This is a genomic window from Streptomyces davaonensis JCM 4913 (assembly GCF_000349325.1).
GTDB lineage: Bacteria > Actinomycetota > Actinomycetes > Streptomycetales > Streptomycetaceae > Streptomyces > Streptomyces davaonensis.
This window is the reverse complement of record NC_020504.1, coordinates 5,676,765-5,696,826: the sequence shown is the minus strand read 5'-3', so window position 1 is coordinate 5,696,826 and position 20,062 is coordinate 5,676,765. Positions and strand designations below refer to the sequence as shown.

The window sequence follows — 20,062 nt, the reverse complement described above, 5'->3', positions numbered from 1 at the left end:
CCGGGCGTCCGGCTCAGCTCACCCCGCGCTGGAACGGATGCAGGAGATCGGCCAGATGCCAGTGGTGCCGCTCCCCAAGGGCATGCTCCGCGTCCCGCACCGACGAGACCTGCCCCGCGCGCATGATCCGTACGACATGGCCGTCGCAGTTGTGGCACGTGGGCCGGCTCAACGGGGAGGGGACGACCTCGCCGTCGGCCACGTACAGGACGAACTCCTGCCCCTCGCCGTCCGTGTGGTGCTCGATCTCGTACGACTGTTCCCAGCCGTGCCCGCAGCGCATGCAGGCGAAGGAATACGACTCGTGGACGACGGGGGTCGCCGCGTTGCGGAGGCGGGTCTGCCCTGCGAATTCGCTCATGCCGGCTCCAGATGGTCCGCTGGTGGGGCGGGGTACGCCCCACACCTTCAGTGGACTCCTCGATCCGGGCGAAAGCACGTGTGCTGCGCACTGTTGGTTCCGCCTTGGACGTTCCTTGCCGAAACGCCCGTGCCCTTTTACCCCCGCGTGGCACAACCTGCCGCCGGACGAGGTCAGCGGGCCTTGGCCGCCACCACCGCGTCGAAGACGACCCGCTTGGGCAGCCCCGCCTCCACCGCCACCGCGGCGATCGCCTCCTTGCGCCGCTCCCCGGCCTCCTCCCGCACCCGCACCCGCCGCACCAGCTCCTCCGGCCCGATCTCCTCGGGCCCCTTCTGAGGCGCGCCCTCGACGACGACGGTGATCTCCCCGCGCACGCCCTCGGCCGCCCACGTCGCCAGCTCGGCCAGCGGACCGCGCTTGACCTCCTCGTACGTCTTGGTCAGCTCCCGGCACACCGCGGCCCGCCGCTCCTCGCCGAAGACCGACGCCATCGCGGCGAGCGTGTCGTCGAGCCGGTGAGGGGCCTCGAAGTAGACGAGCGTGCGCCGCTCCTCGGCGACCTCCCGCAGCCGGGAGAGCCGCTCGCCGGCCTTGCGCGGCAGGAACCCCTCGAAGCAGAACCGGTCGACGGGCAGCCCGGACAGCGCGAGCGCGGTGAGCACGGCGGACGGGCCGGGGACCGCGGTGACGCGTACGTCCCGCTCGACGGCCGCCGCGACCAGCCGGTACCCGGGGTCCGACACCGACGGCATGCCCGCGTCCGTGACGAGGAGCACACGCGCGCCGCCGAGGAGTTCGTCGACGAGTTCGGGCGTACGGGCGGATTCGTTGCCCTCGAAGTACGACACCACCCGGCCCTTGGGAGTGACGCCCAGCGCCTGGGTCAGCCGGCGCAGCCGCCGGGTGTCCTCCGCTGCGACGACATCGGCGCCGGCGAGCTCCTCGGCGAGCCGGGGAGTGGCGTCGGCGATCTCCCCGATGGGGGTGCCGGCGAGGACCAGGGTTCCGGGCGTAACTGTCACGTTTCCATCCTCGCAGGCGCCATGCGCGGGACTCCCACAGAACGGTTCCCTACGATGGCGCGGTGACCAGTACAGCGTCGTCCATGGACTCCACGGACACCCGGCAGGGCCAGGCGCCGCACGACCAGCGGCCGTCCTGGCAGCAGCGGCTGCGCCGCTTCGGATACACAGCCGGACCCCAAAGCGATGTCCGCGACCGTCTCGTGCCGCCGTACGCGCAGCCCGGACCGAGACTGTGGCAGGTGTTCGGCCTGCCGCCGGCGCTCGCCGACCGGCTGGTGCGCTGGTCCGGCTGGATCGGTCCGCTGCTGGTCACGCTGTTCGCGGGCGTGCTGCGGTTCTGGAACCTGGGCAGCCCGAAGGCGGTGATATTCGACGAGACGTACTACGCCAAGGACGCATGGGCGCTCGTCCACCGCGGCTACGAGGTCAACTGGGACAAGAACGCCAACGACCTGGTGCTCCAGCTCGGCGACAAGGTCGACATCCCGACGGACGCGGCGTACGTGGTGCATCCGCCGGTCGGCAAGTACGTCATCGGACTTGGCGAACTGATCTTCGATTTCGACCCGTTCGGCTGGCGGTTCATGACCGCGCTGCTCGGCACGCTGTCGGTGTTGATGCTGTGCCGGATCGGCCGCCGGATCTTCCGCTCCACCTTCCTCGGCTGCCTCGCGGGCGCGCTGATGGCGGTGGACGGCCTGCACTTCGTGATGAGCCGCACCGCGCTGCTCGACGGCGTGCTGATGTTCTTCGTGCTGGCCGCGTTCGGCGCCCTGGTCGTCGACCGCGACAAGGCGCGGGAACGGCTTGCGGCGGCGCTGCCCGCGGACCCGGACGGCCGGGTCCGCCCGGACGCACACACCGCGGACACCCTGAGCCTGGGCTGGCGTCCGTGGCGCTGGACGGCGGGCCTGATGCTGGGCCTGGCCATCGGCACCAAGTGGAACGGCCTGTACTTCCTGGCCGCGTTCGGCCTGCTCACGGTCATTTGGGACATCGGCTCCCGCAAGGTGGCGGGCGCGAGCCGCCCGTACCTTGCGGTGGCCAAGCACGATCTGGGCCTGGCGTTCCTGGCCACGGTGCCGGTCGCGATCATCACCTACATCGCGTCCTGGACGGGCTGGATCATGTCCCCCACGGACGGCTCCGGCGGCTACTACCGCAACTGGGCCGCCACCGACGGCAAGGAGAGCAGCTGGTCGTGGCTGTTCCCGGACTGGTGGCGCAGCCTGTGGCACTACGAGACGCAGGTGTACCAGTTCCACGTCGACCTGTCCTCGCCGCACACCTACCAGTCCAACCCCTGGAGCTGGATCGTCACCGGCCGCCCGGTGTCGTACTTCTACGAGTCCCCCGCGCCCGGCAAGGACGGCTGCCCGGCGGACGCGGGCGAGAAGTGCGCGCGCGAGGTGCTGGCGATCGGCACGCCCCTGCTGTGGTGGGTGGCCGCCTTCGCCCTGCTGTACGTGCTGTGGCGTTGGTTCTTCCGCCGCGACTGGCGCGCGGGCGCCATCGCCTGCGGCATCGTGGCCGGTTACCTGCCCTGGTTCTTCTTCCAGGAACGCACGATCTTCTTCTTCTACGCCGTCGTCTTCCTGCCCTTCCTGTGCCTGGCCGTCGCGATGCTCCTCGGCGCGATCATCGGTCCACCGGGTTCGAGCGAGACCCGCAGGGTGGCCGGCGCGACCGGCGCGGGCGTCCTGGTCCTGCTGATCACCTGGAACTTCATCTACTTCTGGCCGCTTTACACCGGCACCGCCATCCCGATCGACGACTGGCGGTCGCGGATGTGGCTGGATACCTGGGTCTAGCGGCCGGTGGGTCTTGCGGCCCGCCGATAGCTGGCCCCGGCAACAATCGCGAAACTCCGCTCCCTCCTGTCACACCCTCCGCTTACAGTGCGAAGACCAACGGGGAAACGGGGAGGGATTGCCCAATGGGCAAGGGGGTGAAGGCGACCGTCATCGGCGCGGTGTTCGCGGTGATGGTCGGCGGGGCCGGATACGGCGCCTACAACATCGTGTCCGCGGTGAACGGCGACGGGGGCGGGGCCGCGGAGAAGAAGACCGGGCCGCCGAGCGAGGACGAGGTCGAGGAGACGTCGGAGAAGTTCTTCGCGGCCTGGGAGAAGGGACAGGCGGTCCAGGCGGCGTCGTACACGGACTTCGCCGAGGCGGCCGAGCCGCTGCTGACCGCGTACGGCGAGGCCGCGCACATCACCGACGTGACGATCACGCCCAAGGCGGCGAACGGCGGGGTCGTGCCCTTCTCCGTCAAGGCGAAGGTGTCCTACGACGGGACGTCCAAGGCGCTCGCCTACGACAGCGAGCTGAAGGTGGTGCGCGGGAAGACCTCCGGGCGGGCGCTGGTCGACTGGGACCCGGCGGTGGTCCATCCGGAGCTGAAGAAGGACGACACCCTGGTCACGGGTGAGTCCGCGAGCCCGCCCATCGAGGCGGTGGACCGCGACGGCCAGGTGCTGACGAAGGCGAAGTACCCCTCCCTCGGCCCGATCCTGGACACCCTGCGGGAGCGCTACGGCGACAAGGCCGGCGGCTCCCCCGGTGTCGAACTGGTGATCAGGCACGCGGCGGAGGGCGTCGCCGACACCCCGCTGCTCACGCTCGCCGAGGGCAAGCCGGGCAAGCTGCCGACCACGCTCAGCGCGGGCGTGCAGGCGGCGGCCGAGAAGGCGGTGAAGAGCTACCCCGACGCTTCGGTCGTCGCGGTCAAGCCGAGCACGGGCGAGGTGCTGGCGGTGGCGAACCACCGCAAGGACGCCTTCAACGCCGCCTTCGAGGGGCGGGTCGCACCGGGCTCCACGATGAAGATCATCACGGCGGCCATGTTGATCGACAACGGTGTCGCCTCGATGAACGGCCCCGCGCCCTGCCCCGACACCGCCACCTGGCAGAGCCAGACCTTCAAGAACCTCCCGGGCCTCGAGGCCAATATGAGCGCCACCCTCGCCAACACGTTCATGCGCTCCTGCAACACCGGCTTCATCAAGCTCGTCGACGAGGAGCCGCTCACGGACGCCTCCCTGATGACGGAGGCGCAGGAACGGTTCGGGCTCGGCCGGGACAACTGGAAGACGGGCATCATCTCCTTCGACGGCAGCGTGCCCGCCTCGGCCGGCCCGGATCGCGCGGCCAACGCCATCGGCCAGGGCGAGGTCCAGATGAGCCCGCTGAACATGGCCTCCGTCACAGCGACCGCGATCACCGGAACCTTCCGGCAGCCGTATCTCGTCTCCCCCGACCTGGACGGCCGCGAGCTGGCCACCGCCAAGGGTCTTGAGGCGAACACCGCCGGCCAGCTCAAGCAGATGATGCGGCTCACCGCGACACAGGGCACCGCCCAGGGGGTGATGCAGGGGCTCGGCGGCGACATCGGCGCCAAGACGGGCTCCGCCGAGGTGGACGGGCAGGACGCCAACAGCTGGTTCACCGGCTTCCGCGACGACGTCGCCGCGGCGGCCATGAGCGTGTCCGGCGGACGGGGCGGCGAGGCGGCCGGACCGATCGTGCGGGCCGTGCTGGCGGCCGGTGGCTGACGGGCGGTTGACGGGCGGCCCGCAGGTGGCCGAAGTCACCCGCTGAGGACGGGACTCTAGGGTGGTGCCGTCGTTGGGCTGGACGAGGGCGACGGGGACCCTGGGGAAACGCGGAGGATCAAGAGACAGTGGGCAAGAGAAGACGCGTCACCGAGCGACAGAAGCCGAACCCCGCCGTACTGCTCGGCGGGGCGATCGCCGTGGTCGTCGTCGGTGCCGGAGTCGGCGGCTACGCACTGTACGGCGGGCCGGCCGACGAGGACGGCACGCAGTCGACGGCGTCCGACGCCAAGGTCAAGACCGGCCCGCTGTCCGCCAAGGAGGTCACCACCGCCTCCCGCACCTTCCTCACCGCCTGGCAGCAGGGCAAGGTCTCCCAGGCCGCCGCGGCCACCGACGACGCGACCGCCGCCCGCGAGCTGCTCACCGGCTACACCAAGGACGCGCGCGTGCGGAGCGTCACCCTCACCGCCGGCACCGCGAAGGGCGCCGAGGTCCCCTTCTCCGTCAAGGGCACGGTGACGTACGACAAGCTCAGCGAACCGCTGGCCTACGACAGCGCGCTGACCGTCGTACGCCGCAAGGCCGACGGTGAACCGGTCGTCCAGTGGCAGCCGTCCGTGGTCCACCCCGACCTCAAGGACGGCGACACCCTGGTCACCGGCGAGTCCGGGACCCCGCCGATCAAGGCCCTGGACCGGGACGGCGGCGAGCTGACGACCGACAAGTACGCCTCGGTCGGCGCGATCCTGGACAGCCTGCGCGAGAAGTACGGCAAGACGGCCGGCGGCAAGGCGGGCGTCGAGCTGCGGGTGGTCCGCGGCAAGAAGTCCAAGTCGGCGGACAAGACGGTGCTGGAGCTCAGCAAGGGCACGCCGGGCACTGTGAAGACGACCCTCGACCCCACGCTCCAGGCCGCCGCCGAGCAGCAGGTCGCGAAGAAGGCGAAGTCCTCGGTGGTGGTGCTGCGCCCGTCGACCGGTGAGATCCTCGCCGCGGCGAACGCCTCCAAGGGCTTCAACACCGCCTTCCAGGGCTCCCTCGCGCCCGGCTCCACCATGAAGGTCATCACCTCCTCGCTGCTCATCGAGAAGAAGCTGGCCTCGGTGAACAAGGAGCATCCGTGCCCGAAGTACTTCACCTACGGCCACTGGAAGTTCCAGAACGACGACAAGTTCGAGATCAAGGACGGCACCTTCAAGGCGAGCTTCGCCCGCTCCTGCAACACGGCCTTCATCAGCCAGGCACCTGAGCTGGACGACGACAGCCTGACCAAGCAGGCCCAGCAGGTGTTCGGCCTCGGCCTGAACAACTGGTCCGTCGGCGTCTCCACCTTCGACGGCGCCGTCCCCGTGCAGTCACAGGCGCAGATGGCGGCGGAGCTGATCGGCCAGGGCGGGGTCCGGATGAACCCGCTGAACATGGCGTCCGTCTCGGCGACGGTGAAGGCGGGCGTCTTCCACCAGCCCTACCTGGTCTCCCCGGACGTGGACAGCCGCGCATTGGCGAAGGCGTCCCGCACGATGTCCGCCGACACCCTGTCCCAACTGCGCGAGCTGATGAGCTACACCGCGGCCTACGGCACGGCGGCCGAGGCGATGGCCGGGGTCAGCGGTGACGTCGGCGCGAAGACCGGTTCGGCGGAGGTCGACGGCCAGAAGAAGCCCAACGGCTGGTTCACCGCGTACCGGGGCGATCTCGCGGCCGCGGGTGTCGTCCAGTCGGGCGGGCACGGCGGCGAGACGGCGGGGCCGATCGTGGCGGCGCTGCTGAAGCTGGGGGGCTGAGGCGAGGGCCTCGCGGCAGGCCCGCGGGGCGGGCGGCTCAGCGGCGTACGGGCTCGGCGGCCGCGATGTAGGTGCGGCGCAGGAACCGCAGCAGCGCCTTGCTCTCGAACTGCACGACCGAGACGCCCTGCGCGGAGTGGAACTCCACCACCGCCTGCACCCGGCCGCACGGCCACACCCGCACCTCGCCGCTGCCGGTCGGGGCGCGCAGGCCCTGCTCCAGCAGGGACCGGTCGCAGGTCCATTCGTGTGCCCCGGGCAGCCCGAACCGCACAGCGCGGGGGTCCAGGTCGGGGTCGTAGCGCAGGACCACGGGGATGGCGTCGCGGTCTTCCTGTATGAGGACGTCGGTGTCCGTGACGATGTGGGCTCGGGCGTACTGTTCGACTACGGACATCGGACGACCCCTTTACGCTGAGCGACCTATGTGAAAGCTGTAAATCCGCTTTCTATCCAATGTCGCACATTTCCCGTGGAGCGCTCCCACGAGCGGAGGCCCTGCGCCGGTTCTTCTTTCCCGCACGCTCTTGCAAGCCGTTCGCAACAAGCCACTATCATCGAACGGTGCATGTGCCTGACGGATTCATAGACGCCCCCACTTCGGTCGCGGCCGGAGCGGTCGCCGCGGCCGCGGTCGCCGTGAGCCTGCGCGGCGCGCGCCGCGAGCTCGACGAACGCACCGCGCCGCTGGCCGGCCTGGTGGCCGCGTTCATCTTCGCGGTGCAGATGCTGAACTTCCCCGTCGCGGCGGGGACCAGCGGCCATCTGCTCGGCGGCGCCCTCGCCGCGATCCTCGTCGGCCCCTATACGGGTGTGCTGTGCGTGTCCGTGGTCCTGCTGATGCAGGGCATCCTCTTCGCCGACGGCGGGCTGACCGCGCTGGGCGTGAACATCACCACCATGGCGGTCGTCACGACCGTCGTCGCGTACGGCCTCTTCCGCGGCCTGGTGAAGGTGCTGCCGCGCACCCGCCGCTCGGCGACCGCCGCGAGCTTCGTCGCCGCGGTGGTGTCGGTCCCGGCGGCGGCGCTCGCCTTCACGCTGATGTACGCGATCGGCGGCACGACCGATGTCTCGATCGGCAAGGTCGCGGGCGCGATGGTCGGCGTGCACATCCTGATCGGCATCGGTGAGGCGGCGATCACGGCGCTGACGGTGGGCGCGGTGATCGCCGTGCGCCCGGATCTCGTGTACGGCGCGCGCGACCTGCGTCAGCGCCTCCAACTGCGCGTGAACGGCGCGCTGGTGGACGCTCCGGCGCCCGATGGGGCGCGCGGGTCGTTGGATGGGGCGCTTGACGGGGCGCCCACGGCGCCCGTCGCGGCGCGCACCTCCCGGCGCACGCTGTGGATCACCGGTCTGGTCACCTCGCTCGTCCTCGCCGGCTTCGTCAGCTTCTACGCCTCCGCCGACCCCGACGGCCTGGAGAAGGTCGCCGCGGACAACGGCATCGACGAGAAGACCGAGGACCACGCTTCCGCCGATTCGCCGCTGGCGGACTACGGCGTGAAGGACGTGGATGACGCCCGCTTGTCCGGGGGGCTGGCGGGCGTCATCGGCGTCGGTGTCACGGTCGTCGCGGGCAGCACGGTGTTCTGGGTGGTGCGCAGGCGGCGCACGCCGGAGGACGCCTCGCCGGTCTCGCCCGCGAGCACGAGCGTCTGAGATGGGCGCCGGGCACGCGCACAGGCTCTACCGGCACGGGCACTCCCCCGTGCACGGACTGCCGCCGCACACCAAGCTCGCCGCGACCTTCGCCTTCGTGGTGGTCGTGGTCTCCACCCCGCGCGAGGCGATGTGGGCGTTCGGCCTGTACGCCGTCCTGCTCGCCGGTGTCGCCCACCTCGCGCGCGTGCCCGCGGGCTTTCTGCTCAAGCGCCTGCTGATCGAGGTGCCGTTCGTCGCGTTCGCGGTGCTGATGCCGTTCGTCGCGGAGGGCGAGCGGGTCGAGGTCCTCGGCATGTCGCTGAGCGTCAGCGGACTGTGGGGCGCGTGGAACGTCCTGGCCAAGGGCACGCTCGGCGTGGCCGCGTCGGTGCTCCTGGCCTCCACGACCGAACTGCGCGAACTCCTGCTGGGCCTCCAGCGCCTGAAGCTCCCGCCGCTGCTGGTCCAGATCGCGTCCTTCATGATCCGGTACGGCGATGTCATCACCGACGAGATGCGGCGCATGCGGATCGCCCGCGAGTCGCGCGGCTTTGAAGCGCGGGGCGTACGGCACTGGGGGGTGCTCGCGAAGTCGGCGGGCGCCCTGTTCATCCGCTCCTACGAGCGCGGCGAGCGCGTGCACCTGGCCATGATCAGCCGTGGGTACGCCGGTGCCATGCCGGTCATCGACGAGGTGACCGCGTCCCGGGCGCAGTGGACGTACGCCCTCACCCTCCCCTTGGCCGCCCTTGTCGTATGTCTGCTGGGATGGACGCTGTGACAGCTTCTCTGGAGGTCTCCGGCCTCGCCTTCGCCTACCCCGACGGCCACCAGGCCCTGTTCGGCGTCGACTTCCGCGTCGAACGCGGCGAACGGGTCGCGCTGCTCGGCCCGAACGGCGCCGGCAAGACCACGCTCGTGCTGCACCTCAACGGCATCCTGACCGGCGGCACCGGCACGGTGAAGGTCGCGGGGCTGCCGGTCGGGCGGCAGCACATGGCCGAGATCCGGCGCAAGGTCGGCATCGTCTTCCAGGACCCCGACGACCAGCTCTTCATGCCGACGGTCCGGGAGGACGTGGCCTTCGGACCCGCGGCGGCGGGGCTGAAGGGCGCCGCGCTGGAGGAGCGCGTGGACCGGGCGCTCGCGCAGGTCGGCATGGCGGAGTTCAAGGAACGGCCGCCGCACCATCTGTCGTTCGGGCAGCGCCGCCGGGTGGCGGTGGCGACGGTGCTGGCGATGGAGCCGGAGATCCTCGTCCTGGACGAGCCCTCCTCCAACCTCGACCCCGCCTCCCGCCGCGAACTGGCCGACATCCTGCGCTCGTTGGACGTGACCGTGCTGATGGTCACTCATGACCTCCCCTACGCCCTGGAGCTGTGCCCGCGCTCGCTGATCCTCAGCGAGGGCGTGATCGCCGCGGACGGCAGGACCGGCGAGCTGCTCGGCGACGAGGACCTGATGCGCGCGCACCGGCTGGAGCTGCCGTTCGGCTTCGATCCGCGTTCGGTCCCGGTGCCCGGCGGCCGTCCGTGACAATGGGCGGGTGACGAGCCACGAAGACGGCGCCGCCGGGTCCCTGCTGCTGGACGAGCAGCTGTGCTTCGCGCTGTACGCGGCCCAGCGCGCGGTGACGGCCGCGTACCGTCCGCTGCTCGACGAACTCGGGCTCACCTATCCGCAGTACCTGGTGCTGCTGGTGCTGTGGGAGCGGGGCGAGACGACGGTGAAGGAGCTGGCGGGGGCGCTGCGGCTGGACTACGGCACGGTGTCGCCGTTGCTCAAGCGGCTGGAGAGCGCGGGTCTGGTACGCCGGGAGCGCGCGGCGGGCGACGAGCGCTCGGTGCTCGTCGCGTGCACGGGGCGCGCGGAGGAACTCAGGGAGCGCGCGGCGCGCGTACCCGGCGCCCTGCTCGCGGCGACGGAGCTGGGCGGGCCGGAGGTCGCGCGGTTGCGCGAGGAGTTGTGGCGGCTGACGGAGAAGGCGCAGTCGGCGGCGGACCGCGCACGCTGAGCTCGGCGTTACCGGCGGTTGCCACCCCCTGCCTTCACGGGCACACCTACCGGTCAGTACCTTGTGCACGATGTAATGACGCACAAGACAAAAAGCGCACACTCTTTCCGGGGGAGGACGACCATGACCGAGGACACCGCTGTCGACACCCGTCCCACGAAGATCATGTACGTGGCCGAGGCCACCGCGCACGGCGGCCGGGACGGGTATGTGACCAGTCAGGACGGCCACCTGGAACTGCGCGTGGCGATGCCGCCGCAGCTCGGCGGCGACGGCAACGGCACCAATCCCGAGCAGCTGTTCGCCGCCGGCTTCAGCGCCTGCTTCCACAACGCGCTGGTCCTGGTCGGCCGCCGGGCCGGGTTCGACCTGTCCGGTTCCACGGTCGCGGCGAAGGTCGGCATCGGCCCCAACAAGCAGCGCGGATACGGGCTCGCGGTCGCCCTCAGCGTCTCGCTGCCGGTGCTGGACGCGGGCGTGGCGACGAAGTTGGTGGACGCCGCGCACGAGGTCTGCCCGTACTCGAACGCGACCCGCGGGAACATCGACGTGACGATCGTCCTCGGCTGAGGCGACCGAGCCGGCCAACCGTCCACAGGTGATTCACCACAAGCGCATGGCATGACCACGACACAGTGATTGCATACAACCTCAAGATCATCCGATCGCATTCACGAACGAGGTTTCTGTGCGTCTTCACCGTGCCGTATCCGTGGCCGCCGCCGCGGCTGCGCTCTCCCTTCTCCCCGTGACGGCCCAGGCCGCGCCCGCCGTCGAACAGGACGTTCCGGCCGGGGTGTCGGTGACCGTCGAGAAGAAGAGCGACAAGGAGATCCGCTCCTACTGGACCAAGGAGCGCCTGCGGAAGGCCGCGGCAAACCCGGCGCCGATGCCGCGTCCGAAGAAGGCACCCGCCGCCACTTCGCAGCAGGACAGAGTTCCGCTCGCGAACCCCGCCGATCTCTCCGCCGCTTCCGTGCAGCCGGTCGACAGCGCCCTCGTCCAGCCCACCGCCGCGGCCGCCACGGAGATCTCCATCTCCCAGGAGGTGCCGTACCCCACTCTCCCGCAGTACTCCATGGTGGGCCGTCTGTTCTACAAGCAGCCCGACGGCTCCGACCACTCCTGTTCCGCCGCGGTCATCGTCTCGGACAACCGGAACACGCTGTGGACCGCCGGCCACTGTGTCCACATGGGCGACGGCTCCGGCGAGGCCGGCTGGAACAACATGCTGGAGTTCATCCCCGGCTACCGCGACGGCAGCGGCCCCTACGGGTCCTGGACCATCAAGTCGAAGGTCGCCAACAACGAGTGGATGGACTCCTCCGACTTCGAGGACTCCGACTACGCGGCCGTGGTCCTCAACGACCACCCCACCTGGGGCAAGCTCCAGGACAACGTGGGCGCGTTCGGCTACACGTTCACCGAGAACCTCACCGACCACTCCGAGGTCTTCGCCGCGGGCTACCCCGGTGAGGGCTTCAACCGCACCGACCTGAACGCCGAGCGGATGATGTACTGCTACGGCGACACCGTGGACGCGTTCTCCTGGAACCCGCTGGACGACCGTATGTCGATGGACTGCGACATGGGCCGGGGCGCCTCCGGCGGCCCGCTGGTCGAAGGCAAGAACTCCAGTGACCCGCGCATCATCGGCGCCATCAGCCACCACGAGACCGATGACGCGGGCAAGCGCACCAACGACGATCTGTTCTCCTCCGAGCACGACTCGAAGGCCGCCAACACGATGAGCGCCGCGAACGCCATCAGCTAGCGGGAACGGCCGGAGGGGTCCGCGAGGCGACGCGGACCCCTCCGTACGCTGTCATCCGGGCTGGGCGTGCTTCCCCAGCTCCTCGCCCCACGCGTCGAGGATCTCCTGCGTGGTCATCGAGTCCACGTCCGCGGGCAGTTCCTTGCCCGATTTCGCCAGATCCGCCTGCCACAGCTCGATGTAGTCCGCACGGCTCTTCGGCGGCTCCGTGTGGACGGACACGGAGGTGTCCTCGGCGAAGGCGGCGTACGCGGCGGCGCCCGCGCCGGCGCACACAACTGCCAACGCCACCGCGGCTATCAGGGGTTTCTTGGTCACACCGGCAGGCTATCGACCCGGTCGCATGCGGATGAGCCCCTTCCGCATCATGGTTGTCGGGGTCTCGTGGAGGAATCGCGGACGACCACCCGTTGTTGCACCCACTGTCGCAGGCAAACGGAAGGACGGACGGGCGTGGACGTGAACGGCACAGTGGCCGAGGGCTTCGAGCCGGTCGGGGAGGCGTTCGCGCGGAACTTCGCCACGCTCGGGGACCGGGGCGCGGCGGTCGCCGTGTACCGGGACGGCCGCAAGGTCGTCGACCTGTGGGCCGGCACCAAGGACGTCGACGGCACGGAGCCCTGGCAGCGGGGCACCGCGCAGGTCGTGCGCTCGGCGACCAAGGGCGTCGCCGCCGCCGTACTGCTCCTGCTGCATCAGCGTGGGCTGCTGGATCTGGACGCGCCGGTGGGCGAGTACTGGCCGGAGTTCAAGGCGCAGGGCAAGGAGCGGGTGCTGGTCCGGCATGTGCTGAACCATCGCGCGGGGCTGCCGGTGCTCGACCGGCCGCTCACCCCGGACGAGGCGCTCGATCCGGCCAGGGGGCCCGAGGCGGTGGCCGCGCAGGCGCCCGTGTGGGAGCCGGGGAGCGCGCACGGCTATCACGCGCTGACCTACGGCTGGATGCTCGACGAAATCGTGCGCCGCGTGACCGGGCAGGGCGCCGGCGAATGGATCGCGGCGGAGATCGCCGGCCCGCTCGGAGCCGACTTCTGGCTCGGACTGCCCGCCGCGGAGGAAGCCGCGGGCCGCGCGGGCCGGGTCGGCAAGGTCGAAGGGCCCGAACCCGCCTCCGGTGCGGTTCTGCGCGCCCGCCCCAAGCGCTCGGTCACCGAGGCGTACACCGACCCGGACTCCCTCACCCGCCGCGCCTTCGCCGCGATCACGCCCTTCCCGGACCAGAACGAACCGGCGTACCGGGCGAGCGCGCTGCCCGCGACAAATGGCATAGCCACCGCCGACGGACTCGCCCGCGTGTACGCGGCGCTGATCGGCGACGTCGACGGCGTGCGCCTCTTCGACGAGGACACGGCACGCCTCGCCCGCGCGGAGGAGTCCGCCGGTCCGGACCGGGTCCTGGTCGTGAACACCCGCTTCGGCCTCGGCTTCATGCTGCACGGCAGCGCGTCCCCGTTCCTCTCCCCCGACTCCTTCGGCCACCCCGGCCGCGGCGGCTCCCTCGGCTTCGCCGACCCCGCCTCGGGCATCGCCTTCGGCTACGTCACCAACGGCTTCCGCAAGACGGTGACCGCGGACCCCCGCGCGCAGGCGCTGGTGCGCGCGGTACGACAGTCGCTCACGCAGGGCGCGTAGGCCTTCGCGCGCGCCCCGCGCTCGTCAATCACGCCAGGCGCGCGAGCCACCCCGCGCGCCCCGGCGCGTCTTCAGACGTGAATCGGGTGCGAGGTACGTCCCGACGCCGCGTCGATCTCCCCGTGCGCCTTCGTCAGCAGCTGCATGGCGAGTTCGTTCAGCGCGCGGGCGGCCGCTATTTCCTCACCCACGCGTGGCTGATTCGCGTCGGTGTGGTGGCGGCTGGCGTGGCCCTGGGCCCGTACCTCGGTCCCGTCGGGCAGGCGTACCAGCGCGGCCGAGCGTGTGTGCTGGTCGTCCTCGCTGAACTCCATCTCGACGTGCCATCCCACTGTGGTGTGCATCATGACGATCACCTCCGGAACGCTTGCTTCCAGGGTGCTCCTTCAGCCACGTTCCACACCACCGCAAGGGCACGGAATCGGCAGCGGTTTCCCGAGCGTTGAGTGGATCATGACGTCTGACGAGCGCACGATCACCAACCCGGCAACGCTCCACGACCCTGCCCCCTTCGGCTACAGCCACGCCGTCTCCGCACCCGGCGAGATCGTCCACATCGCCGGCCAGTACGCCTCCGACTCCTCCGGCTCCCCCGTCCCCGGCGACTTCGCCACCCAGGTCGAGCTCGCCTTCGACCGGCTGGAGTCGGCGCTGGCGGGCGTGGGCCTGGGCTTCGAGCAGGTGGTGCGGCTCGGCACGTTCATCGTCGACCACGAGCCCTCGAAGCTCCAGGTGCTCGGCAAGGCGCTGGGCGCCCGGTTCGGCGACCGCCTCCCCGCCCAGACCCTCAGCGGAGTCGCCGCCCTGGCCCTCCCGGGGATGCTCTTCGAGGTCGACGCGGTCGCCGTACGCCCGACGGACTCCGGCAACAGCCAGGGCTGACCCGAGCGGAACCGGCCGAGAACACCCGGCCCTACCCCGTCCGCAACATCAGCCCGATCCCCACCACCAACAGCGCCGCGGCCACGATCCGCGGCGCCCCGAACCTCTCCTTGAAGAACACGGCGCCGATCGCCGCCCCCACGATGATCGACGTGCCCCTCGGGGCGCGTTCGATCCGCTGCTGCACCAGTCCCGACCGGGTAGCTTGATCGACATGGATCAGGGGCGGGTAGTTGAAGCGTTTCGTCTTGAGGCTGGGCCGCTCGCACGGGCGATGACCGGAGTCTCGGCGGCCGAGTGGCATCTGCCGACGCGGTGCGCACCGTGGACGGTGAGCGAGTTGCTGGCACACGTCCGGGTGGTGATCGCCTGGCTGCCGGGCATGCTGGCCGCGCCGGCACCGGCCCGCGCCGAGGTCTCGGCAGTGGAGTACTACCGGCCCGACGACCGTTTCGCTCCGGACACCAACGCGGCTCGGATCGCCCTGGCCCAGAATCATGCGGCCGAGCAGCTCAGCGGTGCCGCCCTCGCCGAGGACTTCGACGCCACCTGGCAGCAGGTCGAGCGACTGTGCCGGGCCGAGCCGGAAGGGCGTGTGGTGCGCACCCGGCACGGCGATCCGATGCTCCTGTCGGAGTTCCTGCTGACGCGAGTGGTCGAGGTCGCCGTTCACGGCCTAGACCTGGCCGACGCCCTGGGGCGCGAACCGTGGCTGACTTCCCAGGCCGCGGATCTGGTGCAGGATCTTCTGCTCGGCGGCCCAGACGAGGCGCCGACGCTGGAGAAGCTCGGCTGGAGTCAGATTCACTTCCTGCGCAAGGCGACGGGGCGCGAACCGATCACCGAGGAGGAAACGGTGGAGGTCAGCCGCCTAGGCATCCAATGGCTCACCCTGGGTTAAGCACTCCTGCCCCCTGAACAGCGAAGTTATTACCGCATGAGCAAGACTTGACCGAGGACTCCCTCAAGGCGGCGATCGGCGCCAGTTCGGCCCGCGTCTGGGCCCACAGCACCAGGGCGTACGCGGCGACGGACAGCGCCGCGCCGAGCAGCCCGACCGCGGCGAACGGCCGTAGCACCGTGGCCGTCTCCCGGCGCCAGCGGTACAGCGCGTACGCCGGGATCACCGTGCCTTGCACCGCCATCAACCAGGCGATATAGCCGAGGGAGGACCCGGAGGCGCGGACGCCCAGGCCGTCGACGACCGTGTACGCCGCGATGGTCAGGCCGGTCGCGAGCGCCGCGCCGATCGCCGCCCAGTTCGGCCGGTGCCCGCGCAGGCCCCACAGGGCGACCCCGGTCAGCCCGGCGCAGGAGACCGCGATGCCGGTGGCCGCCCAGCGGTCCGGCACCTCGTGGGCGAAGACGGCGGCGAGCAGGGTGACGACGAGGGGCGCGGTGCCGCGGGCGAGGGGGTAGGCCTGCCCGAAGTCGCCGAGCCGGAAGGACGTCATCAGCAGGGCGTAGTAGGCGATGTGGATCACCGCCGAGGCGATCAGATACGGCCAGGCCCCGGCCGCCGGGAACGCCGTGAACGGCACCGCCGCAAGACCGAGCAGCATCCCGCCGCCCGAGATCAGCGCGAACCCGACGAGCTTGTCGGGGATGCGGTGGGCGAGCGCGTTCCAGCTGGCGTGCGTGACCGCGGCGAGCAGGACGGCCGTGACGACCAGTGGCGTCACGCGGTGCGCTCGCGCACGTCCACCAGAGCGCCGCCCGCGTGGGCGATCAGGGCCTTGGGTTCCATGGGGAAGACGGTGTACGGGGTGCCCGCCGCGGCCCAGACCAGGTCGTGGTCGAGCAGCGAACGGTCGGCGAGGACCCTGGTCCTCGTCCGGTGCCCGAAGGGCGGTACGCCGCCGATGGCGTACCCGGTGGTCTCCCGTACGACGTCCGCCTTGGGCCGGGTGACCTGCTCGGCGCCGAGTTCGCGGCGCACCAGCTCCATGTCGACGCGGGAGGCGCCGTCCATGAGGACGAGGACGGGCACACCGTCGGCGGCGAAGATCAGGGACTTGCAGATCTGGCTCAGCTCGCACCCGATCGCGGCGGCCGCCTCGGCGGCGGTCCGGGTGGCCTCCGGAAAGCGCCGCACCTGCGCCTTGACCGCCCCGAGCCCCAACTCGTCGAGGGCGGCGGCGAATCGGGGGTGGGCTCCTGACTCGGCAGTCGTCATGAAGGGCACGCTAGCGGTACGTGTACCGGACATGCGACCGGATTCGGCGCCCTGCGCACGCGACGCCGTCAAAAAGGAACAGCCGGTGAGGGCGCCACCGTCCCCACGTTGGCCCTCACCGGCTGGTCACTCGGAAGCGGTACCTCAGGCGCGTACCAGCTCCTTGTCCTCGTCGGCGTCGGTCGCGCGCGCCTCGGACAGGCGCGTCAGGCCCTCGCCCTCGACGTCCACGTTCGGCAGGGCGCGGTCCAGCCACTTCGGCAGCCACCAGGCCTTCTTGCCGAGCAGGGCCAGGACCGCCGGCACGATCGCCATGCGGACCACGAACGCGTCGAAGAAGACCGCGATGGCGAGGCCGAAGCCGATCATCTTGACCATCGACTCGGAGGAGCCGATGAAGCCCGCGAAGACCGCCATCATGATCACCGCGGCGGCCGTGACCACACGCGCGCCGTGCTTGAAGCCGGTCACCACGGCCTGGCTGGGCTTCTCGCCGTGGACGTACGCCTCACGCATCCGGGTCACGAGGAACACCTCGTAGTCCATCGCCAGACCGAAGACCACGCCGACCATGAAGATCGGCATCATCGACATGATCGGGCCGGTCTCCTCGACGCCCATGAGGCCGGACAGCCAGCCCCACTGGAAGACCGCGACCACGGCGCCGAGCGCGGCGAGCACGCTCAGCAGGAAGCCGAGCGCCGCCTTCAGCGGGACGAGGATCGAGCGGAACACCGCGATGAGGAGGAGGAAGGCCAGGCCCACCACCAGCGCCAGATACGGGATCAGCGCGTCGTTCATCTTCTGCGAGAAGTCGATGTTCATCGCCGTGGTGCCGCTGACCAGCACCTCGGTGTCGGTGTCGGCCTCGATGCCGGCGCCGGTGTCCCGGATGGCGTGGACCAGGTCCTCGGTCTCGGTGGAGGAGGGCTTGGAGTCGGGGATCACGGTGATGGTGAAGGTGTCCCCGGACTTGTTGAACGTCGCCGGGGTGACCGTGACGACGCCGTTCAGGTCCTTGATCTCGTCGGCCACCTCGGTGGCGGCGGCCTTCGGGTCGGCGCTGCCCTTGGCGTCGCCGACGACCATCAGGGGGCCGTTGAAGCCGGGTCCGAAGCCCTCGGAGAGCAGGTCGTAGGCGCGGCGCTGGGTGGTGGAGGTGGGTTGCGAACCGTCGTCGGGCAGGCCGAGCTCCAGCGAGGTGACCGGGACGGCCGCGGCACCGAGGCCGACGATGCCGAAGAGCAGCACGGCGACCGGACGGCGGACCACGAAGCTGGCCCAGCGGGTGCCCATGTTGGGCTTCCCGGACGGCGTCCTCTTACGGCCGAACAGCTTGCTCTTCTCGCCCGCGGGCTGCACCTTGCGGCCCGCGTAGCCGAGCAGCGCCGGGATCATCGTCAGGGCGATCAGGACCGCGATGACGACCGTTCCGGCCGCGGCGATGCCCATCTTGGTGAGCATCGGGATGTTGACGACCGACAGGCCGACCAGCGCGATCACGACCGTGAGACCGGCGAAGACGACCGCGGAGCCCGCGGTGCCGGCGGCCCGGCCGACGGCTTCCTCGCGGTCCCGGCCCTCGGCCAGTTCGGCGCGGTAGCGGGAGACGATGAACAGCGCGTAGTCGATGCCGACGGCGAGGCCGATCATCATGGCCAGCGTGGAGGTGGTGGAGCCCAGCTCCAGCGCGTTGGCGAGCGCGGTGATCGTGGAGACGCCGATGCCGACGCCGATCAGGGCGGTCAGCAGCGGCAGTCCGGCCGCGACCAGCGAGCCCAGGGTGATGACGAGGACGACGGCGGCGACCGCGATACCGATGATCTCGGTGGACCCGGTCTCGGGCGTGGCCTGGAGCGCGTCACCGCCGATCTCCACGGTCAGGCCGGTCTCGCGGGCCTCGTCGGCGGCGTGTTCCAGGGCCTCCTTGGAGGAGTCCTCCAGTTCCATGCCGGAGACCTCGTAGCGGACCTGGGCGTAGCCGACACTGCCGTCCTCGGAGACCGACTTGGTCTCGAAGGGGTCGGTGACGGAGACGACCTCGGAGCCGGTGCCGAGTTCCTTGACGGCCTGCTCGACGGCGGCCTTGTTGTCGGCGTCCGCGAGCTTGTGCCCGTCCGGCGCCTGGAAGACGACCCGGGCGGTCGCTCCGTCGGCACTGGAACCGGGGAATCGTTCCTCCAGCAGGTCGAAGGCCTTCTGGGCCTCGGTGCCGGGGATGGAGAAGGATGAGTTGCCCGCGGCGGGCGCGGAGGCGGCGCCGACGCCCGCGAGCGTCAGCAGGGCCACCCAGATCAGGGCGACGAAGTGCCGGCGCCGGAAGGCGAGCCGGCCCAGTCGATAGAGGAACGTGGCCACGGAGGCGTACTCCCGGTCATGTCGTGGGGGTGTTCAGGGCAGGGTGGATCAGCCCGGCGACGTGAGCGGTGACGTCAGGTGGAGGGCTTGCTGGGGACTTGTCGGGTACTGAGCGCGCCCAGGGACGGGCTCAGGTGGTGGGCACGCCGAGGGCGGGGAGGACCACGGCGTCGATGTACGAGATGAGGAATTCCTGCGTCGGCGGCAGCTCGTCGATCATCGTGCGGGCGGCGAACCCGCCGAGCATCATGTGCATCATGTAGCCGATCGCCGGGTTGTCCGCACGGACCTCACCCCGGTCGATCGCCCGCTGCACCACCCGGCGGAACTCCGCCATCTCGGGCTCGATGAGATGCTCCCGGAACGACTGGAGGAGATCCGGGTTGCTGTGCACGGCCATGGCGAGGCCGCGCATCAGCGCGGAGTTCTGCTCCATCTCGCAGTCGTCCGAACGCATGGTGAGGGCGTGCAGATCGCCCCTGAGCGACCCGGTGTCGATCTCGCTGAGGCCGATACCGCCCGGCTTGCTGTGCCGTACGGCCTTCGCGACGAGCTCGGCCTTGCCGCCCCACTGGCGGTAGAGCGTGGCCTTGCTGGACTTGGTGCGCGCGGCGACCGCGTCCATGGTCAGGGCGTCGTAGCCGACTTCGCGGAGCAGGTCGAGCACGGCCTCGTACAGCTCGGCCTCACGCTCGGGCGTGATCCGGCTGCGACGTGTGGTTACTGCCTCGGCCATGATGCACTCCCCTTTCCGCTGCGAACTCTTTGTCGAGAACCGCGTGCTGGGAACGACACGGTTTCGTACAGGACGAATGTACCGCAGGACCCATGCGAAACGAAACCGTTT

22 protein-coding genes are annotated in these 20,062 nt (G+C 70.5%); 12 read left to right on the top strand and 10 right to left on the bottom strand.

The genetic code is table 11. From position 1 onward, the window contains the following. Window positions 1-13 precede the first annotated feature (13 nt). Both BN159_RS25310 and rsmI read right to left on the bottom strand, forming a co-directional pair. Window positions 14-361, bottom strand: a complete 348-nt coding sequence (locus BN159_RS25310) for a hypothetical protein (protein ID WP_015659844.1) — start codon at window positions 359-361, stop codon at window positions 14-16. Window positions 362-534: 173 nt separating this feature from the next. After that, complete coding sequence (gene rsmI, locus BN159_RS25305; RefSeq protein WP_015659843.1) at window positions 535-1,386, bottom strand: 16S rRNA (cytidine(1402)-2'-O)-methyltransferase; 852 nt, start codon at window positions 1,384-1,386, stop codon at window positions 535-537. A 62-nt stretch (window positions 1,387-1,448) separates the two neighbouring features. On the opposite strand from rsmI, the gene BN159_RS25300 reads away from it, so the two are divergent. From BN159_RS25300 to BN159_RS25290, 3 genes are all read left to right on the top strand, one after another. Next, entirely contained in the window at window positions 1,449-3,200 is a 1,752-nt protein-coding gene (locus BN159_RS25300; protein WP_041819829.1) for a dolichyl-phosphate-mannose--protein mannosyltransferase, read from the top strand. 125 nt (window positions 3,201-3,325) lie between these two features. Continuing rightward, window positions 3,326-4,945: a penicillin-binding transpeptidase domain-containing protein gene (locus BN159_RS25295; protein ID WP_015659841.1), complete on the top strand. Its 1,620-nt coding sequence runs from the start codon at window positions 3,326-3,328 to the stop codon at window positions 4,943-4,945. A 128-nt stretch (window positions 4,946-5,073) separates the two neighbouring features. Next, window positions 5,074-6,732, top strand: a complete 1,659-nt coding sequence (locus tag BN159_RS25290) for a penicillin-binding transpeptidase domain-containing protein (RefSeq protein ID WP_015659840.1) — start codon at window positions 5,074-5,076, stop codon at window positions 6,730-6,732. Window positions 6,733-6,769: 37 nt separating this feature from the next. Here the strand turns inward: BN159_RS25290 and BN159_RS25285 are convergent, their stop codons facing one another. Continuing rightward, entirely contained in the window at window positions 6,770-7,129 is a 360-nt protein-coding gene (locus tag BN159_RS25285; RefSeq protein ID WP_015659839.1) for an SsgA family sporulation/cell division regulator, read from the bottom strand. A 167-nt stretch (window positions 7,130-7,296) separates the two neighbouring features. Here BN159_RS25285 and BN159_RS25280 point away from each other — a divergent pair, with 167 nt between their 5' ends. From BN159_RS25280 to BN159_RS25255, 6 genes are all read left to right on the top strand, one after another. After that, on the top strand, window positions 7,297-8,397 hold the full coding sequence (locus BN159_RS25280; RefSeq protein ID WP_015659838.1) for an energy-coupling factor ABC transporter permease: 1,101 nt from the start codon (window positions 7,297-7,299) through the stop codon (window positions 8,395-8,397). A gap of 1 nt (window position 8,398) precedes the next feature. Further along, window positions 8,399-9,160 carry a cobalt ECF transporter T component CbiQ gene (cbiQ, locus tag BN159_RS25275; RefSeq protein ID WP_015659837.1) on the top strand — a complete coding sequence of 254 codons (762 nt, stop codon included), beginning with the start codon at window positions 8,399-8,401 and terminating at the stop codon, window positions 9,158-9,160. Then, on the top strand, window positions 9,148-9,915 hold the full coding sequence (locus tag BN159_RS25270; RefSeq protein ID WP_015659836.1) for an energy-coupling factor ABC transporter ATP-binding protein: 768 nt from the start codon (window positions 9,148-9,150) through the stop codon (window positions 9,913-9,915). The genes cbiQ and BN159_RS25270 overlap by 13 nt, the downstream gene beginning before the upstream one ends. A gap of 10 nt (window positions 9,916-9,925) precedes the next feature. Further along, entirely contained in the window at window positions 9,926-10,393 is a 468-nt protein-coding gene (locus BN159_RS25265) for a MarR family winged helix-turn-helix transcriptional regulator (protein WP_015659835.1), read from the top strand. Between the two features lie 123 nt (window positions 10,394-10,516). Continuing rightward, a complete protein-coding gene (locus tag BN159_RS25260) occupies window positions 10,517-10,963 on the top strand; it encodes an organic hydroperoxide resistance protein (protein WP_015659834.1) in 447 nt (148 codons plus the stop codon). Between the two features lie 118 nt (window positions 10,964-11,081). Beyond that, on the top strand, window positions 11,082-12,167 hold the full coding sequence (locus BN159_RS25255; RefSeq protein ID WP_015659833.1) for a trypsin-like serine peptidase: 1,086 nt from the start codon (window positions 11,082-11,084) through the stop codon (window positions 12,165-12,167). Window positions 12,168-12,218: 51 nt separating this feature from the next. On the opposite strand, the gene BN159_RS25250 is transcribed toward BN159_RS25255, so the two are convergent. Then, entirely contained in the window at window positions 12,219-12,485 is a 267-nt protein-coding gene (locus tag BN159_RS25250; RefSeq protein ID WP_015659832.1) for a hypothetical protein, read from the bottom strand. 135 nt (window positions 12,486-12,620) lie between these two features. Here BN159_RS25250 and BN159_RS25245 point away from each other — a divergent pair, with 135 nt between their 5' ends. Beyond that, complete coding sequence (locus BN159_RS25245) at window positions 12,621-13,799, top strand: EstA family serine hydrolase (protein ID WP_015659831.1); 1,179 nt, start codon at window positions 12,621-12,623, stop codon at window positions 13,797-13,799. A gap of 71 nt (window positions 13,800-13,870) precedes the next feature. Here BN159_RS25245 and BN159_RS25240 read toward each other — a convergent pair whose 3' ends face one another. After that, on the bottom strand, window positions 13,871-14,146 hold the full coding sequence (locus BN159_RS25240) for a DUF1876 domain-containing protein (RefSeq protein WP_015659830.1): 276 nt from the start codon (window positions 14,144-14,146) through the stop codon (window positions 13,871-13,873). A 106-nt stretch (window positions 14,147-14,252) separates the two neighbouring features. Here BN159_RS25240 and BN159_RS25235 point away from each other — a divergent pair, with 106 nt between their 5' ends. Continuing rightward, window positions 14,253-14,681: a RidA family protein gene (locus BN159_RS25235; RefSeq protein ID WP_015659829.1), complete on the top strand. Its 429-nt coding sequence runs from the start codon at window positions 14,253-14,255 to the stop codon at window positions 14,679-14,681. 31 nt (window positions 14,682-14,712) lie between these two features. On the opposite strand, the gene BN159_RS45840 is transcribed toward BN159_RS25235, so the two are convergent. Next, window positions 14,713-14,868, bottom strand: coding sequence for a hypothetical protein (locus tag BN159_RS45840; RefSeq protein WP_157901119.1), 156 nt, complete (start codon window positions 14,866-14,868; stop codon window positions 14,713-14,715). 87 nt (window positions 14,869-14,955) lie between these two features. On the opposite strand from BN159_RS45840, the gene BN159_RS25225 reads away from it, so the two are divergent. Then, on the top strand, window positions 14,956-15,582 hold the full coding sequence (locus BN159_RS25225; protein ID WP_231905651.1) for a maleylpyruvate isomerase N-terminal domain-containing protein: 627 nt from the start codon (window positions 14,956-14,958) through the stop codon (window positions 15,580-15,582). On the opposite strand, the gene BN159_RS25220 is transcribed toward BN159_RS25225, so the two are convergent. From BN159_RS25220 to BN159_RS25205, 4 genes are all read right to left on the bottom strand, one after another. Next, window positions 15,569-16,363: a DMT family transporter gene (locus BN159_RS25220; RefSeq protein WP_015659826.1), complete on the bottom strand. Its 795-nt coding sequence runs from the start codon at window positions 16,361-16,363 to the stop codon at window positions 15,569-15,571. The two genes, BN159_RS25225 and BN159_RS25220, sit on opposite strands and share 14 nt — an antisense overlap. Then, complete coding sequence (locus BN159_RS25215; protein ID WP_015659825.1) at window positions 16,360-16,857, bottom strand: YbaK/EbsC family protein; 498 nt, start codon at window positions 16,855-16,857, stop codon at window positions 16,360-16,362. Before BN159_RS25215 ends, BN159_RS25220 begins: the two co-directional genes overlap by 4 nt. Before the next feature lie 144 nt (window positions 16,858-17,001). Next, the gene (locus BN159_RS25210; protein ID WP_015659824.1) at window positions 17,002-19,215 is read right to left on the bottom strand and encodes an MMPL family transporter; all 2,214 of its coding nucleotides are present in this window, start codon (window positions 19,213-19,215) and stop codon (window positions 17,002-17,004) included. A gap of 130 nt (window positions 19,216-19,345) precedes the next feature. Beyond that, a complete protein-coding gene (locus tag BN159_RS25205) occupies window positions 19,346-19,951 on the bottom strand; it encodes a TetR/AcrR family transcriptional regulator (protein WP_015659823.1) in 606 nt (201 codons plus the stop codon). Between the last annotated feature and the right edge of the window lie 111 nt (window positions 19,952-20,062).

Bases quoted from the DNA above. Each gene is read 5' to 3' on its own strand.
- BN159_RS25260 (WP_015659834.1), top strand. From the start codon at position 10,517: ATGACCGAGGACACCGCTGTCGACACCCGTCCCACGAAGATCATGTAC.
- BN159_RS25205 (WP_015659823.1), bottom strand. From the start codon at position 19,951: ATGGCCGAGGCAGTAACCACACGTCGCAGCCGGATCACGCCCGAGCGT.
- BN159_RS25295 (WP_015659841.1), top strand. From the start codon at position 3,326: ATGGGCAAGGGGGTGAAGGCGACCGTCATCGGCGCGGTGTTCGCGGTG.
- BN159_RS25215 (WP_015659825.1), bottom strand. From the start codon at position 16,857: ATGACGACTGCCGAGTCAGGAGCCCACCCCCGATTCGCCGCCGCCCTC.
- BN159_RS25310 (WP_015659844.1), bottom strand. From the start codon at position 361: ATGAGCGAATTCGCAGGGCAGACCCGCCTCCGCAACGCGGCGACCCCC.
- BN159_RS25240 (WP_015659830.1), bottom strand. From the start codon at position 14,146: ATGATGCACACCACAGTGGGATGGCACGTCGAGATGGAGTTCAGCGAG.
- BN159_RS25270 (WP_015659836.1), top strand. From the start codon at position 9,148: ATGGACGCTGTGACAGCTTCTCTGGAGGTCTCCGGCCTCGCCTTCGCC.
- BN159_RS25285 (WP_015659839.1), bottom strand. From the start codon at position 7,129: ATGTCCGTAGTCGAACAGTACGCCCGAGCCCACATCGTCACGGACACC.
- cbiQ (WP_015659837.1), top strand. From the start codon at position 8,399: ATGGGCGCCGGGCACGCGCACAGGCTCTACCGGCACGGGCACTCCCCC.
- BN159_RS25235 (WP_015659829.1), top strand. From the start codon at position 14,253: ATGACGTCTGACGAGCGCACGATCACCAACCCGGCAACGCTCCACGAC.
- BN159_RS25225 (WP_231905651.1), top strand. From the start codon at position 14,956: ATGACCGGAGTCTCGGCGGCCGAGTGGCATCTGCCGACGCGGTGCGCA.